Raw genomic sequence first — 15,193 nt, 5'->3', positions numbered from 1 at the left:
CGCCTAGGGCCCGAGCTGTGCTCGCAGCCACTCCTCCACCTCGCCGACGTGCGCGGCCGCCGCCGCGCGGGCCGCCTCCGGGTCGCGGGCCGCCAGGGCACGGTGGATGGCCGCGTGCTCGCGGCGGGTGCGGGCGAAGGCGCCCTCTTCCCGGTAGCCGCGCCAGACGCGGGCTCGGAACGTCCGGGACGACAGGCCCTCCAGGATGGCGGCCATGGTCTCGTTGCCCGCGGCCACCGCGATCTCCCGGTGGAAGGCCAGGTCGTGGGCGAGGATCTCCTCCGGATCGTCCGTGGCGTTCATCGCCGCCAGGTGCTTCTCCACCTCGGCCAGCTGGTCCGAGGTGATCCGCGCGGCGGCCAGCGCCGTCGCCGTCGACTCCAGGACCCGCCGGATCTCCAGCAGTTCGACCAGTTGCGGGCCGCGCGACAGGTCCGCCACGACACCGAAGGTCTCCAGCAGGTCGCCGGCCTCCAGCCGGGTGACGTAGATGCCCGAGCCGTGCCGGGCCTCCAGCACGCCCATCACCGTGAGAGCGCGGATCGCCTCACGCACCGAACTGCGTGAGATGCCGAGCTGGGCGGCCAGATCGCGCTCGGTCGGCAGCCGCTGTCCCGGCTCCAGCCGGCCTTCGCCGATCATCGCCTTGATCCGCTCGACGGCGCGCTGCGTCACGGTGCCCTTCCGCGGGGCTGACTCGTCGTCCACGCCACTCCTCCGATCACAGCGCTCCGGCGCAGTCTAACCAGCGGGGTGGTCGGACCACTACGGGTCGAAAGTGGCGAGAACCGCCGCCCGAGGGTGTTCTGGCGGGGTAGTGGTCTGATAAGTATGCGGGCATCTGCTCAGGCCTGACCTCCCCGTCCCTCCTCGCACTCGACTGAAAGGCCCTCCGTGCCCCCGACGCCCGCCCGCATCACCGCGGTCGACACCCACGACATCCGCTTCCCCACCTCACGCCAACTCGACGGCTCCGACGCGATGAACCCGGACCCCGACTACTCGGCGGCCTACGTCGTCCTGCGCACGGACGCGCCGGACGGGCACGAGGGGCACGGATTCGCCTTCACCATCGGGCGGGGCAACGAGGTGCAGGTCGCCGCGATCGAGGCGTTGCGCGGACACCTGGTCGGCCGCGGCCTGGACGAGCTGTGCGCCGACCCCTCCACCCTGAACCGCGACCTGATCGGCGACAGCCAGCTGCGCTGGCTCGGACCCGAGAAGGGCGTGATGCACATGGCGATCGGCGCCGTCGTCAACGCCGTGTGGGATCTGGCCGCCAAGCGCGCCGGCCTGCCGCTGTGGCGGCTGCTCGCCGAGGCCGAACCCGAATGGATCGTGCGCCAGATCGACTTCCGCTACCTCACCGACGCCCTCACCCCCGAGGAGGCCCTGACCCTGCTGCGCCGCGGCAGACAGGGAGCCGAGGAGCGCACGGCCCGCCTGCTGAAGCGCGGCTACCCCGCCTACACCACCTCGCCCGGCTGGCTCGGCTACGACGACGAGAAACTGACCCGGCTCGCGGCCGAGGCCGTCGCCGACGGCTTCCGGCAGATCAAACTCAAGGTCGGCGCCGACCTCGACGACGACATCCGCCGCTGCCGCGCGGCGCGTTCCGTCATCGGCCCGGACGTCCGTATGGCCGTCGACGCCAACCAGCGCTGGGACGTCGACGAGGCGATCCGCTGGACCAAGGCCCTCGCCGAGTTCGACCCGTACTGGATCGAGGAGCCCACCAGCCCCGACGACATCCTCGGCCACGCGGCGATCCGCCGGGCCGTCGCCCCCGTGAAGGTCGCCACGGGCGAACACGTGCAGAACCGCATCGTGTTCAAGCAACTCCTCCAGGCCGGCGCGCTCGACGTCGTCCAGATCGACGCGGCCCGCGTCGGCGGCGTCCCCGAGAACCTCGCGATCCTGCTGCTCGCGGCCAAGTCCGGTGTGCCGGTCTGCCCGCACGCGGGCGGCGTCGGCCTGTGCGAACTGGTCCAGCACCTGTCGATGTTCGACTACGTGGCCCTCACCGGCACCACCGAGGACCGCGTCATCGAATACGTCGATCATCTGCACGACCACTTCCTCGACCCGGTGGTGATCCGCGAAGGTCACTACACGGCACCCACCGCGCCGGGCTTCTCGGCGGCCATGCGGCCCGAGTCGCTCGCGCGGTACACCTACCCGGGCGGCGCGTTCTGGGCCGCCGACCTCGACGAGACGCAGAAGGAGCAGGCCGGATGAGCGACTTCGAGGGTCTGAAGGCCCTGGTGACGGGCGGCGCCTCCGGCATCGGCCGGGCCACCGCGGAGCTCCTGGCCGAGCGCGGCGCCCAGGTCGCAGTCCTCGACCTGGACCCGTCGTCCGTCGACAAGCCGCTGCTCGCCCACCGCGCGGACGTCAGCGACGACGCGTCCGTGCGCCAGGCCGTCACGGCCGCGGTCGCCGGCTTCGGCGGCGGCCTCGACGTCCTGGTGAACAACGCGGGCACCGGCGCCCGGGGAACCGTCGAGGACAACCCCGACGACGAGTGGCACCGCGTCTACGACGTCAACGTGCTCGGCATGGTCCGCACCACCCGCGCCTGCCTGCCCCACCTGCGCGCCTCCAGGCATGCGGCGATCGTCAACACCTGCTCCGTCGCCGCCACAGCGGGCCTGCCGCAGCGCGCCCTGTACAGCGCCACCAAGGGCGCCGTGCACTCCCTCACTCTCGCCATGGCCGCCGACCACATCCGCGAGGGCATCCGCGTCAACTGCGTCAACCCCGGCACCGTCGACACCCCGTGGGTCGGCCGTCTCCTCGACGCCGCACCCGACCCGGCCGCCGAACGCGCCGCCCTGGAAGCCCGCCAGCCCACCGGCCGTCTGGTCTCCCCGGCCGAGGTCGCGGGCGCCATCGCCTACCTGGCGAGCCCCCTGTCCGGCGCCACCACCGGCACCGCACTGGCCGTCGACGGCGGCATGCAGGGTCTGCGGCTGCGCCCGGTGGCCCGGTGAACCGGCTCGGCGGCAGCGGCGTCGAGGTCAGCGCCCTGTCCTTCGGCGCCGCCGCCATCGGCAACCTGTACACCGAGGTCGGCGAGGAGCAGGCGCACGAGGCCGTGGACGCCGCCTGGCAGCGGGGCATCCGCTACTTCGACACCGCACCGCACTACGGCCTCGGCCTGTCCGAACGCCGTCTGGGCGCCGCCCTGCGCGAGCGCCCCCGCGACCGGTACACGATCTCCACGAAGGTGGGCCGCCGCCTGGAACCCTGGGACGGCACCGGCGACGACCTGGCGGGCGGCTTCGCCGTGCCCGCGACCCACCGCCGCGTGTGGGACTTCAGCGCCGACGGCGTACGACGCACCCTGGAGGCCAGCCTGGAACGACTCGGCCTCGACCGGGTCGACGTCGTCTACCTGCACGACCCGGACGACCACGCCGAGTGGGCCTTCCGTGAGGGCTATCCCGCGCTGGAGAGGCTCCGCTCCGAGGGCGTGGTCGGCGCGATCGGCGCCGGGATGAACCAGGCGGAGATGCTCACCCGCTTCGTCCGGGACACCGACGTCGACGTGGTCCTGTGCGCCGGCCGCTACACCCTGCTCGACCAGAGCGCCCTCACCGGCCTGCTGCCCACGGCCCACGAACGCGGCAGGTCCGTCGTCATCGGCGGCGCCTTCAACTCCGGTCTGCTGGCGAACCCCGCACCCGGCGCCACGTACAACTACACCGCCGCCCCCTCCGAGCTGGTCGACAGGGCCCTGCGGCTGAAGTCCGTCGCCCACCGCCACGGCACCACGCTGCGCGCCGCCGCCCTGGCCTTCTGCGCGGCCCACCCGGCCGTCGCCAGCGTTCTCGTCGGCGCCCGCTCCGCTCACGAAGTGCGCGACTGCGCCCACCAGTTCGCCGCCCACGTCCCGGCCGCCTTCTGGCAGGACCTGCGCGCGCGGAGCCTGCTGCCCGACGACGCCCCGGTACCCGGCGAGGAGCCGTCATGAGAGTCGCCCCGCACACCAGGGTCCGCGCCGACCACGTCGCGGAGTACGAGGCCGCCCACCGCGAGGTCCCCGAGGAGCTCACGGACGCCGTCCGCGCCGTCGGGGCGGCCTCCTGGACCGTCCGGCGCAGCCGGACCGACCTCTTCCACGTGCTGGAATGCGAGGACTGCGCCCGGCTCCTCGCCGAACCGGAGAGACTTCCGGTCGTCGCCCGGCAGGCCCGCACGGCCGACCTGCCGGACGCCGTGCACGACCACTCCGGCGACGGCGCGGACGCCGGCCTGCCCGTCGTCCGGGAGCTGCCGTGATGACCGTGGTCGACGCACACCACCACGTGTGGGACCTGTCCGTACGGGACCAGGACTGGATCACCGGCCCCGAACTCGCCGCGCTCCGCCGCGACTTCACCGTGAAGGATCTCGAACCGGAGGCGAGCGCCGCCGGTGTGGGCGGCACGGTCCTCGTCCAGACGGTCACCGTGCCCGGGGAGACCCCCGAACTCCTCGCCCTGGCCGACGGACACGACCTGATCGCGGGTGTCGTCGGCTGGACCGACCTCACCCGCCCCGACGTCGCCGACGAACTCGCCAGGCTTCGCGAACTCCCCGGAGGGCGGTACCTCAAGGGCATCCGCCACCAGGTCCAGGGCGAGCCCGACCCCGGGTGGCTGCTCCGCCCGGACGTCCGACGCGGACTGGCCGCCGTCGCCGACGCCGGGCTGGTCTACGACCTCGTCGTCCTGCCCCACCAGCTCCCGGCCTGCGTCCGGGCCGCCGCGGACCTCCCCGGCCTCACCTTCGTCCTCGACCACCTGGGCAAACCGCCCGTCGCCTCCGGCGCCCTCGAACCCTGGGCGTCCGGCCTGCGCGCCCTCGCAGCCCTGCCGAACACGGCCGCCAAACTGTCCGGCCTGGTCACCGAGGCCGACCTCGCCTCCTGGACCGTCGAGGACCTGCGCCCCTACGCCGACGTGGCCCTGGAGGCCTTCGGGCCCGGCCGGCTGATGTACGGCTCGGACTGGCCGGTGTCCACACTCGGCGCGACGTACGGCGACATCCTCGACGCCACCCGCCGGCTGACCGACCCGCACGACCACCCGCAGATCTTCAAGACCACCGCCACCCGCGTCTACGGCCTCTGAACCGGTCCCGCCAGACGAGTCGGCGGCAGGTACTCCCGTACGAACGTCCGCTCCCAGCACGCGCCCGTCTCGCGCAGCTCGCGCCACGTCGTGTAGCGGTACCGGAACAGGCGGGCGCGCACGTACCGCGGGGGCTCGTCCGGCGGGAACGGCGAGCGGCGCAGCAGCTTCAGGGTGTCCCGGTCGTTCTCCAGCAGCCGCTCCACCAGCGTGCCGAACCAGGAGTCGGCGTAGGCGGGGGAGAGGGCCGCGAACCACATCAACCAGTCGAGCCGCAGGTGATAGGGCGCGAACTGGCGCGGCCAGCGCCGCGGGTCGCCCGGCTTGCCCTTGAACTCGTACTCCCGCCAGTCCGAGTCGGCGCGCGGTGCGTCATCCGTGGTGCCCTCCACCACCACCTCGTACCGCACCCGGCTCACGCTGCCGAACGCCCCATAGGTGTTGACCAGATGGAGCGGGTCGAAGGAGCGGTTCATCACCTGGCGGCGGGACAGCATGTTGCGCACCGGCTGGTAACTGAGACCCACCAGCAGCGTGGCCACCGCGAGCACCACCACCACGAACCACAGTGGCGCGTCGGGCACCTCCGGCGGATCGGCCGGGAAGCGCACCGCCGACAGTGCCAGCACGATCGTGATCCAGTTCAGCCAGGAGAAGTTGCCCGACAGCACCAGCCACAGCTGGGTGACGATCATCAGCGACGCGGCGGCCGTCGCGACGGGCTGCGGGGTGAACAGCAGGAACGGCACCACGAGCTGGGTGACGTGGTTCGCGGCCACCTCGACGCGGTGCAGAGGCCTGGGCAGATGGTGGAAGAACCAGCTCAGCGGGCCTGGCATGGGCTGGGTCTCGTGATGGTGGTCCAGGCAGGTGAGCTCGCGCCAGCACGCGTCACCGCGCATCTTGATCAGCCCGGCGCCGAACTCCACGCGGAACAGGATCCATCGCAGCAGGAACAGCACCACGATCGGCGGCGCCACCTCGTCGTTGCCGAGGAACACGGCGAGGAAGCCGACCTCCAGCAGCAGCGACTCCCAGCCGAACGAGTACCAGGTCTGCCCGACGTTGACGATCGACAGGTACAGCACCCAGGGCACCAGCCACAGCAGCATCCCGCCCCACAGCGGAAGCAGCGAGTCCAGCCCGGCCAGCAGCGCCGCCGCCACCGCGCAGCCCGCCCAGGCGCAGAGCGCGAAGAAGCGGTCCGAGTAATGCCACTGGAACAGGCTCGGGGCCCGCCTGAACGGCACCCGCCCGACGAACCGCGGCACCGGCAGCATGCCCCGCCGCCCGATCAGCGCGCGGAACTGGAGGGCCGCCGTCAGGAACGCCACCAGGTACACGGCGGCCAGCGCCCGCTGGAAGACCAGCCGGGTCAGCCAGTAGTCGGATGCGGTGAACCACTCCACGGCCGTGCGCTCCTCCCTGTGCGGCGCATGAGCCCGGCGTCACGCTCCGTGAAAAACCGCTCCGGTTGCGTGACCCGAGTGAGCGAAGCAAACAATAGTGACGAACGGTCGGAAACAGGCCGAGGTGAGCGGGAGGGCGAGGTGCGGACACCCACCGGGACCTTCGTCCTGGCCTGCGTGCTCTCGACGGCGCTCCTCCTCTCGGGCTGCGGCGGCAGCATCGTGAACGGCGGCACCGCCCACCTCGGGGACGCGGCCACCGGTGGTGAACTCCTCCTCCAGCCGGCAGCCGACCCGGGGCCCGACCCCTTCACGGATTCCACGGCCCTCACGGCGGCTACCCCGTCCCCCGCCCCGCGAACGGCGCCGGGTGGCTCCGGTCGGGCCTTCGCCGACGCGGGCGGACCGCGCTCCCTCTCCGGCGGAACACCGGGCCTGTACGGCGGCACCGAGCGGACCGGCAGCTGTGACATCGGCCGGCAGATCGGCCGTCTGACCCGCGACCCGGCCAGGGGCCGCGCCTTCGCCCAGGTCGCGGGCATCGCACCGGCGTCCGTCCCCGACCATGTGCGGGCACTGACGCCGGTCGTCCTGCGCGCCGACACCCGCGTCACCGGCCACGGATACCGGGCCGGACGGATCACCCGCCACCAGTCCGTCCTCCAGGCCGGCACCGCCGTCCTGGTCGACGTCCATGGCCTGCCGCGCCTGCGCTGCGCCTGCGGTAACCCGCTGCGCCCTCCGACGGCGCAGCACGGCACGCCGGTGACCCGAGGCACGCCCTGGCCCGGCTACCGCCCCGGCGGGGTGATCGTCGTGACCCCGGCGCCACGGGCCGTCACCGGCTTCACGATCATCGACACCACCTTCAGGACCTGGATCGAACGCCGTACCGGCCACGACGTACGGCACGACCGGGCCCTGCCCCCACCGGCCTGGGTGACACCCCCGCCGCAGCCGGACCCGGAGCCGGACCCGGGCGCCGTCACGGGCAGCGCATCCCCCTGGGACGCCCCGGCAGACGCGAGCCTTCCCGACGGCACCGACAGCGGCACCGACAGCGACACCGGCACCGACCCGGACGTCGACCCGCCCGCGGACATCAGCACGGACACGGACACCGGCACGCGCGTACCTCCAGCCGTGGAGACCGCCCCGCCTCCCGATCAGCCGGCCGGCCCGGATGATGCCGGCGGCCCGGACGAGGTCGGACCCGACACCGTCCCGGACAACCCCGATCCGCCCGACGGCGCCGGGCTCATCCCCGACGACCGGGCCGCCGAACGCATCCCCGGCAGCCTCGCAGACGTCTTCACCGACTGAGGGCCGATCCGGCGGAGCGGCTCGTAGACTCGGCACATCCATCCGGTCGAAGAATCGGACGAATCCTGGCAAGGTGGGCCCATGGCTGATCGGGGAGCGAGCGCCCTGTCCCTCCCGGACGACTGGCCCGCCCACCCGGACCCGATTCTCGCGCTCAACCGGATGGGCAGCTTCGACTGGGACCTGGACACCGGCCTGATGCAGATGGACGCCCAGGCCCACGAGGTCCTCGACGTGCGCCCCGACGAGTACGACGACCACCCCGAAACCCTCGCCAAGCGCGTCCCGCCCGACGAGTCCCGGCGTCTGGACACCGCGGTCTCCCAGGCCCTGAAGGACGGCAGCGAGAACTACGGCGCCTACTTCCGCATCCGCCGCCGCGACGGCACCCTGCGCTGGACCCACACCCAGGGCTACATCCGGCGCGACGACACCGGGCGCCCCCGCCGCATCATCGGCATCATCCGGGACGCCACCCAGGAACTCGGCGAGAGCGCCGCCCGCCGCGACCGGGCCGCCCTGGACGAGGCCCGCCGGGAGCAGACCAACGTCGTCGAACTCACCACGGCCGCCCTCGCCCACGCCCGCACCGTCCAGGACGTCATCGACGTCCTCAAGGACACCCACGGCCTCACCCACCTGGGCGCCGCCAGCCTCGTCATGGGTCTGGTCGAGGCCGGCCGCATCCGCCTCGTCGCCGAGGGCCCCGCGGACAGCTTCGTGCCCGGCACCCGCGTCACACGGATCGACGAGCCCTACCCGATGAGTGAGGCCGTCCGGACCCTGGGCCCGTGCTTCATCGAGTCCCCGCAGGAGTTCGCCGAGCGCTACCCGATCCTGTGGCCCCACATCACGGACCTCGACATCACCTCGGCCGCCTATCTGCCGCTCATCGTCCAGGCCCGGCCGATCGGCGTGGTGGGGCTGCTCTACAGCGACCGGTACGGCTTCACCTCCGAGGAACGCAACGTCCTCGTGGCGCTCGGCAGCAGCATCGCGCAGAGCCTTCAGCGGGCCATGTTCTACGAGCAGGAGATGGACCTCGCGCAGGGCCTCCAGCAGGCCATGCTGCCCCGGACCATCCCGAGCGTGCCCGGCGCCGACGTCGCCGTGCGCTACCGCGCCGCCACCCTCGGCGGCTCCGTCGGCCGGGACATCGGCGGCGACTGGTACGACCTGATCCCGCTGCCCGGCGGCCGGGTCGGCGCCGTCATCGGAGACGTCCAGGGCCACGACACGCACGCGGCCGCCGTCATGGGCCAGTTGCGCATCGTGCTGCGCGCCTACGCCGCCGAGGGGCACCCCCCGGCCACCGTCATGGCCCGGGCCTCCGTCTTCCTGCACGAGCTCGACACCGACCGCTCCGCGACCTGCCTCTACGCCGAGGCCGACCTGACCACCGGTGTGCTCCAGATGGTCCGGGCCGGGCACATCGACCCGCTGGTGCGGCACACCGACGGCTCCTGCCGCCGCGTCACCGTCCCCGGCGGGCTGCCGCTCGGCCTGTCCGCGGAGTTCGGCCGCCTCGACTACCCCGTCGGCACCATAGAGCTCGACCCCGGCGACACCCTGTTGCTGTGCACCGACGGTCTGGTGGAGCAGCCCGGCGCCGACCTCGACGACGGCATGCGCACCCTCACCGCGCTCGTCGACACCGGCCCCGAGGACGTACGGGACCTCGCCGACCGGCTCATCGACGTGGCCGCCGAGCGCGGCGGCGACGACGACGTGGCGCTGCTCCTGCTGCGCCGCCGCGACCCGGACGGCACGCGGTCGGGCCGCCGCCTCCAGCGGCACGTGGCCCCCGGCGACCCCGGGGCCCTCGCCGAGGCCCGGCACCTGATCCGCACCGCGGTCGCCGGCTGGGGAGCGGGCGACCGCGCCGACGAGATCGAACTGGTCGCCGACGAGCTGATCACCAACGCCCTGATGCACACCGAGGGCTCCGCGGTCGTCACCCTGCGGGCCTTCACCGGCTCGGAGCGCCGGCTGCGCGTCGAGGTCGAGGACTCCTCCAGCGCGCTGCCGCGCCGCCGGGAGGCGGGTGACTCGGGTGTCTCCGGGCGGGGCCTGCTCCTGGTCGAGCTGCTCACCGACGTGTGGGGCGTGGAGGCCCGGGGCGGCGGCAAGGCCGTGTGGTGCGAGTTCGTGGTGCCCGGCCGCGACTAGGCGCCCGTGGTGGCACTCTGGACCCATGCCGGAACTCCCCGAGGTCGAGGCGCTCAAGGACTTTCTGACCGAGCACCTCGTCGGCCACGAGATCGTACGGGTGCTGCCCGTGGCGATCAGCGTCCTGAAGACGTACGAACCGCCCCTGTCCGCGCTGGAGGGCCACGAGGTCGCCGCCGTACGCCGGTACGGCAAGTTCCTCGCCCTGCGGACCGCTGACGGCCCGCACCTCGTGACGCACCTGGCCCGCGCGGGCTGGCTGCACTGGAAGGACCGTCTCCCCGACGGCCCGCCCCGCCCCGGCAAGGGCCCGCTCGCGCTGCGCGTGGCCCTGGAGACCGGCGCCGGGTTCGACCTGACCGAGGCCGGCACCCAGAAGCGGCTCGCGGTGTACGTCGTGGGCGACCCGCAGGAGGTCCCGGGCGTGGCCCGGCTCGGTCCGGACCCCCTCGCCGACGACTTCGACGAGCGGCGCCTCGCGGAGCTCCTGGCCGGGGAACGGCGGCAGCTCAAGGGCGCGTTGCGCGACCAGAGCCTGATCGCCGGCGTGGGCAACGCCTACAGCGACGAGATCCTGCACGCGGCGAGGATGTCGCCCTTCAAGCTGGCGGCGTCCCTGAGCGAGGAGGAGACCGGACGGCTGTACGCGGCCCTGCGCGACACACTCACCGAGGCGGTCGAACGTTCCCGGGGCGTGGCGGCCGGGCGGCTGAAGGCCGAGAAGAAGAGCGGACTGCGCGTCCACGGCCGCACCGGCGAGCCCTGCCCGGTGTGCCACGACACCATCCGCGAGGTGTCCTTCGCCGACTCCTCGCTCCAGTACTGCCCGACCTGCCAGACGGGCGGCAAGCCGCTGGCGGACCGCAGGATGTCCCGCCTGCTCAAGTGAGACGGGGCCGCGTCAGCGTGGCGGCGGTGTCCACTCGAACATCAGGACGGTCGCGTCGTCGCGCAGCCGGCTGGTGGGGGCGTCTCGGGCGCCGGCTCGCCCGCGGCCCCCTCGCCGGGACCGCGGATACCCGGTGATCCGTCGGGGTGCGACGGCCGGTGGTCTCACACCGGGACGCGGGGCGCGGGGAGAGCCCGGCGGAAGAGGCGGACGGATGGTCAGCTCGGCTGGAGCTTCCACAGGACCTCGCCGGAGGCCGAGCGGATCTCGTAGCGGGCGATCTGACCCGGATGCATGGAGGAGCTGGCCATCATGGTGTCGGGGTCGGCGTCGTGACCGGGCCCGTGCCAGCTGGTCGCGGTCTCCTCGGTGCCGTCGCGTCCGACGATGACCAGGTGGCAGGCGCGCGGGCCCGCGGCGTCCTTCACCATCAGCTCGACCTGGCTGCCCGAGGCCTCGTCCGCCGTCGTGACCTGCGCCCACACCCCCGTCCGCGCGTCGGTCGCCGCGACCGTCCGGGGCTCCTCTCCGCTGCCCCGGGCCATCATCACGATGCCCGGTACGGACACCGCGAAGACCACCGAGGCGGCCAGCGCGAACAGCAGGCGTCTGCGTCCGGCCCGGCGCCGGGTCGCCACCTCGGCGAGCAGCCCGTCCAGCATGCGCGGCCCGGGCTGCGCCATCGGGTGCACGAACCGGGGTGTGGAGCGCCGGTACAGCATCAACTGCCGTGTGGTGGAGCCGAATTCCGTCACCTCTGCAGCGCACCGAGGGCACTCCATGAGGTGGTCCTCGAAGCGGAATGCCTCCGCCTCGTCCAGCACGCCGAGCGCGTAGGCCGCGACGTCGCGATGCCTCTCCAGGGACCTCATGCCGAATCCTCGTGCCGTTGGGTGCGGGTGGGGTTACTCCTTGCTCCCACCGGTACGGACCAGGCAGCGGAATCACTCAAGCCGGTGACACAATCGCAACCTAAGGATTCGGAGCCCTCCGGCTCCCGGATTGGTCCGGGCCGCAGAAATCTAAAAAAGATGGATGGCGAGGTGTCCCAGGGGCAGCCCGAGCTGCCAGGCGGGCGTCCAGACCTTCGGCCCGTCGTCCTCCCCGACCACCGGAGCGCCTCCCGGGACCGCGTTCAGATCGGGTGCGAGCAGCTCCGTCTCCTGCAGCCAGCGCCAGGCCTCCTCCGCGAGGTCCAGGTCCGGCGCGGGGCCGCCCGACCGCGCGGCGCCCGCGGCGAGCTCGGCCAGCCGCTCGCGCACCCACTCCTGCCACGGCTGGTCGTACGCGGTGAGCGACAGCCACGTCTCCAGCTGGGTGACGACCCGGATGCCGGACAGCTCCCCGTCGGTGTCGGACAGGAAGATGGTCAGCGCCAGGGCGTCCCTCCCGGCGCGGAACTCGAAGGACGTCGGCGGCATCAGATCGCCCGTCCGCAGCAGCTCGTCGGCGATGTACTCGGCGTACAACCACGCCATGGGGACGGTCAGTTCGCCGTCGGCACCGTCCGTGTTCCCCTGCTCTCTGTCCAGCATCCCTTCCTGCCTTCCTCCGGTACGCGCGCGTTGCCCGACACCGGGCCCCCGGGGACGCTGACGGCCCCCTCCGGAACACGGATGAGGACAGCCGATTACTCAACCGGGGTCATCGGCAAGGCGCTTTACGGAGGCTTGACCCACCCATTGGTTTCACCGCAGGTCGGCGGCGTAACCCGGGAGAACCCTGCGCAGGGCCCGCAGGGCGTAGTACGCGCGTGACTTCACGGTACCGGGCGGGATGCCGAGGGTCGCCGCTGCTTCCGCCACACTCGCCCCCTGGAAGTACACGAGCACCAGGACTTCACGGTGCTGTGGAGTGAGAGTCTTCACAGCCTGGCGGACGTCGAGCATCGCCGCGGCCCGCTCGGCGTGGTCGGAGATGACCCGCGCGTTCTCCAGCACCGCGTCCCCGACCTCGGGCGGACGGGCCTGGCGGGCCCGCCGGGCGTCGATCGCGAGCCGCCGGGCGACGGTCATCAGCCAGGGCCGTACCGAGTCGAAGTCGTCGGCGCGCAGGGCCTCGGGGTGCTGCCAGGCGCGCACCAGAGTCTCCTGCACCAGGTCCTCCGCGCGCTGCCGGTCACCGTCGCAGAGCCGCAGCAGGAGCGCGAAGAGGGGCCGGCCGTGCTCCCGCTGCAGTGCGGCGAGCTCGTGCTCGGCGGTCGTTCCGTTCGTAAGAGTGGATCCGGCCGTCATGGCCGTATGCCACCGCAGGGCGTGGCCCCGGCACAGGGCACGTACCCGGCTGTGCGGCGGACGGTCGATCGCGTCGACGAACGGTTCGACGAACGGTCGGGGTGCCCGGCCATGTGGGTGCCGGAGGGGCTGATGAGCGTGTCGGAGCCGCGTGGGAGACCCAGAGCCTTCTTTCCTGATTGTGCGTAAATACGACCACAACGCCCACAGTGGGGTGAATGCATGCTCGCGCGCAGTCGACAGATCGCCCTGGCCCTGACCGTCGTCCTCGCCGCAGGCGCCGCCTGCCAGGCCCGCGGCCACGACAAGCCCGACCGCGGACGCCCGGCACCGGCCGCAGCCGGGCCCCGCGGCTTCACACTGGTCGCCTCCGGTGACGTCCTCCCGCACAGCTCGATCATCGACCGGGCCCGCTTCGACGCCGGCGGCACCGGCTACGACTTCCGGCCGATGCTCGCCGGGGTCCGCTCCGTCGTCTCCCGCGCCGACCTGTCCCTGTGCCACATGGAGACCGTCTACGGCGCGGACGGCGTCTACACCGGCTACCCGGCCTTCAAGTCCCCGCCCGAGGTGGCCCGGGCCCTCGCCGTCACCGGCTACGACGGCTGCTCCACCGCCTCCAACCACACCCTGGACGACGGCGCCGACGGCATCCGCCGCACCCTCGACGCCCTGGACCGCGCGGGCGTCCGGCACGCCGGCTCGGCCCGCACCGAGGAGGAGGCACGCACGGCGACGGTCCTGCGGGCGGGCACGGCCACGGTCGCCCACCTCGCCTACACCTACGACACCAACGGCTTCCCCCTCCCGGACGGGCAGCCGTGGGCCGTCAACCTCATCGACGAGGCCAGGATCATCGAGGACGCCCGGGCCGCGCGCCGGGCGGGCGCCGACGTCGTCGCGATCTCCCTGCACTGGGGCACCGAGTGGCAGGACGCCCCCGACGACCGGCAGCTGAGCCTGGCCCGGACCCTCACCGCCGCACGCACCGGGGACCGCCCCGACATCGACCTGATCCTCGGCACCCACGCACACGTCCCGCAGGCGTACGAGCAGGTCAACGGCACCTGGGTGATCTACGGCATGGGAGACCAGATCGCCGGAGAGATGACCAACCATCAGGGCGCCAAGGATCCGCGCGGCAACCAGTCCACCCTCGGCCGCTTCACCTTCGCCCCGCCCGCACGGCCCGGCGACCGCTGGAAGGTGACGAAGGCGGAGTTCGTCCCGCAGCTGTTCGACGTCGACGCGGGCCGGGTCGTGAACCTCAACCGGGCGATCGCCCAGGGCGCCGACGTCCGGGCCGTCCGCGACCGCATCCGTGACGTCGTGCTCAGCCGCGGCGCGGCCGGGGACGGACTGGTGATGGGGGAGTAGCCGCACGTCAGCCGCCACAGCCGGGCGGACCCCTGACGGTGGCTCAGCCGGCCGAGCCACCCGACAGCGGCTCGGCGCCCCGGGGCGACCACCCGCCGCACCCCACCGCCCGGGCGCCGGCCCGCTACGGCACCACCGTCACCGGCCACCGCCCCGCCTTCACCAGCCGTACCGCCACCGACCCGACGATGCGGTGGCCCGCCTGCTCCGAGGCGCCCACCACCACCGCGTCCGCCTTGAGTTCGCCGGCCGCCCTCACCAGGCCGTTGTACGGATCGCCGCGGAACGTGTGGAACTCCCAGCGGACCTCGAACATCCCCTTGAGCCGCTCGGCCGCGTCCCGGATCTGTGCCACCAGGTCCTCGGCGACCTCGTCCGTCGTCCCGGCCACCGGCACCCCCAGCGCCGCGCCCGCCGCCAGCACCGGCTGCACGTACACCACGGCGAGCAGCGCGTGCTGCCGACGGGCCAGGCCGGCGGCGTAGGCCGCGGCCCGCAGGGAGGAGTCGGAGCCGTCCACCCCGACCACGATCACCTTGGGCCCGTCCGTGCCACGCTCGAACCGATGGGCGTGCTGTTCCGTCACGCCGCGAGGCTATCGGAACCCGATGGTCCGCCTGCCGGGCGGGACGCGGAGTCCGGGCACGTGGTGGCCGGACGCGAGGCCCGGGTCTC

The 15,193-nt window shown here is 73.1% G+C and carries 15 protein-coding genes; 9 read left to right on the top strand and 6 right to left on the bottom strand.

The features are described from left to right. Positions 1–3: 3 nt before the first annotated feature. Positions 4–708, bottom strand: coding sequence for an FCD domain-containing protein (locus ACFY9S_RS38180; RefSeq protein ID WP_391138375.1), 705 nt, complete (start codon positions 706–708; stop codon positions 4–6). Between the two features lie 186 nt (positions 709–894). On the opposite strand from ACFY9S_RS38180, the gene ACFY9S_RS38175 reads away from it, so the two are divergent. The 5 genes from ACFY9S_RS38175 to ACFY9S_RS38155 are packed head-to-tail and all read left to right on the top strand — an operon-like array spanning position 895 to position 5,117. Continuing rightward, a complete protein-coding gene (locus ACFY9S_RS38175; protein ID WP_391138373.1) occupies positions 895–2,238 on the top strand; it encodes an enolase C-terminal domain-like protein in 1,344 nt (447 codons plus the stop codon). Beyond that, complete coding sequence (locus ACFY9S_RS38170) at positions 2,235–2,993, top strand: SDR family oxidoreductase (protein WP_391138371.1); 759 nt, start codon at positions 2,235–2,237, stop codon at positions 2,991–2,993. Before ACFY9S_RS38175 ends, ACFY9S_RS38170 begins: the two co-directional genes overlap by 4 nt. Continuing rightward, positions 2,990–3,976: an aldo/keto reductase gene (locus ACFY9S_RS38165; protein WP_391138369.1), complete on the top strand. Its 987-nt coding sequence runs from the start codon at positions 2,990–2,992 to the stop codon at positions 3,974–3,976. Before ACFY9S_RS38170 ends, ACFY9S_RS38165 begins: the two co-directional genes overlap by 4 nt. Continuing rightward, positions 3,973–4,284: an L-rhamnose mutarotase gene (locus ACFY9S_RS38160; protein WP_391138368.1), complete on the top strand. Its 312-nt coding sequence runs from the start codon at positions 3,973–3,975 to the stop codon at positions 4,282–4,284. Before ACFY9S_RS38165 ends, ACFY9S_RS38160 begins: the two co-directional genes overlap by 4 nt. Next, positions 4,284–5,117, top strand: coding sequence for an amidohydrolase family protein (locus ACFY9S_RS38155; RefSeq protein WP_391138366.1), 834 nt, complete (start codon positions 4,284–4,286; stop codon positions 5,115–5,117). The genes ACFY9S_RS38160 and ACFY9S_RS38155 overlap by 1 nt, the downstream gene beginning before the upstream one ends. On the opposite strand, the gene ACFY9S_RS38150 is transcribed toward ACFY9S_RS38155, so the two are convergent. Next, entirely contained in the window at positions 5,105–6,526 is a 1,422-nt protein-coding gene (locus ACFY9S_RS38150) for a lipase maturation factor family protein (RefSeq protein ID WP_391138364.1), read from the bottom strand. The genes ACFY9S_RS38155 and ACFY9S_RS38150 overlap by 13 nt on opposite strands. A gap of 141 nt (positions 6,527–6,667) precedes the next feature. Here ACFY9S_RS38150 and ACFY9S_RS38145 point away from each other — a divergent pair, with 141 nt between their 5' ends. From ACFY9S_RS38145 to ACFY9S_RS38135, 3 genes are all read left to right on the top strand, one after another. Further along, the gene (locus ACFY9S_RS38145) at positions 6,668–7,849 is read left to right on the top strand and encodes a DUF6777 domain-containing protein (RefSeq protein WP_391138362.1); all 1,182 of its coding nucleotides are present in this window, start codon (positions 6,668–6,670) and stop codon (positions 7,847–7,849) included. Positions 7,850–7,930: 81 nt separating this feature from the next. Next, entirely contained in the window at positions 7,931–10,018 is a 2,088-nt protein-coding gene (locus ACFY9S_RS38140) for a SpoIIE family protein phosphatase (RefSeq protein WP_391138360.1), read from the top strand. A 25-nt stretch (positions 10,019–10,043) separates the two neighbouring features. After that, positions 10,044–10,907, top strand: coding sequence for a DNA-formamidopyrimidine glycosylase family protein (locus tag ACFY9S_RS38135; protein ID WP_391138358.1), 864 nt, complete (start codon positions 10,044–10,046; stop codon positions 10,905–10,907). A gap of 218 nt (positions 10,908–11,125) precedes the next feature. Here the strand turns inward: ACFY9S_RS38135 and ACFY9S_RS38130 are convergent, their stop codons facing one another. From ACFY9S_RS38130 to ACFY9S_RS38120, 3 genes are all read right to left on the bottom strand, one after another. Beyond that, positions 11,126–11,779 carry a zf-HC2 domain-containing protein gene (locus ACFY9S_RS38130; protein WP_391138356.1) on the bottom strand — a complete coding sequence of 218 codons (654 nt, stop codon included), beginning with the start codon at positions 11,777–11,779 and terminating at the stop codon, positions 11,126–11,128. Between the two features lie 150 nt (positions 11,780–11,929). Continuing rightward, entirely contained in the window at positions 11,930–12,442 is a 513-nt protein-coding gene (locus ACFY9S_RS38125; RefSeq protein ID WP_102913813.1) for a hypothetical protein, read from the bottom strand. Positions 12,443–12,595: 153 nt separating this feature from the next. After that, positions 12,596–13,141 carry a sigma-70 family RNA polymerase sigma factor gene (locus ACFY9S_RS38120; protein WP_033307886.1) on the bottom strand — a complete coding sequence of 182 codons (546 nt, stop codon included), beginning with the start codon at positions 13,139–13,141 and terminating at the stop codon, positions 12,596–12,598. Between the two features lie 222 nt (positions 13,142–13,363). Between ACFY9S_RS38120 and ACFY9S_RS38115 the strand changes: the two genes are divergently transcribed. Further along, entirely contained in the window at positions 13,364–14,518 is a 1,155-nt protein-coding gene (locus ACFY9S_RS38115) for a CapA family protein (RefSeq protein ID WP_391138354.1), read from the top strand. Between the two features lie 124 nt (positions 14,519–14,642). Here ACFY9S_RS38115 and ACFY9S_RS38110 read toward each other — a convergent pair whose 3' ends face one another. Beyond that, a complete protein-coding gene (locus tag ACFY9S_RS38110; protein WP_391138352.1) occupies positions 14,643–15,104 on the bottom strand; it encodes a universal stress protein in 462 nt (153 codons plus the stop codon). Positions 15,105–15,193 lie beyond the last annotated feature (89 nt).

Origin of the sequence: Streptomyces sp. NPDC012474 (assembly GCF_042955185.1) — a bacterium.
Classification (GTDB): Bacteria; Actinomycetota; Actinomycetes; order Streptomycetales; family Streptomycetaceae; genus Streptomyces; species Streptomyces cahuitamycinicus.
Note: the sequence above shows the minus strand (reverse complement) of the source record. Positions and strands in the feature narration are given on the sequence as shown.

Excerpts from the sequence above, each read along its gene's own strand:
- ACFY9S_RS38130 (WP_391138356.1), bottom strand. The coding sequence starts at position 11,779 with ATGAGGTCCCTGGAGAGGCATCGCGACGTCGCGGCCTACGCGCTCGGC.
- ACFY9S_RS38125 (WP_102913813.1), bottom strand. The coding sequence starts at position 12,442 with ATGCTGGACAGAGAGCAGGGGAACACGGACGGTGCCGACGGCGAACTG.
- ACFY9S_RS38115 (WP_391138354.1), top strand. The coding sequence starts at position 13,364 with ATGCTCGCGCGCAGTCGACAGATCGCCCTGGCCCTGACCGTCGTCCTC.
- ACFY9S_RS38170 (WP_391138371.1), top strand. The coding sequence starts at position 2,235 with ATGAGCGACTTCGAGGGTCTGAAGGCCCTGGTGACGGGCGGCGCCTCC.
- ACFY9S_RS38120 (WP_033307886.1), bottom strand. The coding sequence starts at position 13,141 with ATGACGGCCGGATCCACTCTTACGAACGGAACGACCGCCGAGCACGAG.
- ACFY9S_RS38140 (WP_391138360.1), top strand. The coding sequence starts at position 7,931 with ATGGCTGATCGGGGAGCGAGCGCCCTGTCCCTCCCGGACGACTGGCCC.
- ACFY9S_RS38155 (WP_391138366.1), top strand. The coding sequence starts at position 4,284 with ATGACCGTGGTCGACGCACACCACCACGTGTGGGACCTGTCCGTACGG.
- ACFY9S_RS38160 (WP_391138368.1), top strand. The coding sequence starts at position 3,973 with ATGAGAGTCGCCCCGCACACCAGGGTCCGCGCCGACCACGTCGCGGAG.
- ACFY9S_RS38135 (WP_391138358.1), top strand. The coding sequence starts at position 10,044 with ATGCCGGAACTCCCCGAGGTCGAGGCGCTCAAGGACTTTCTGACCGAG.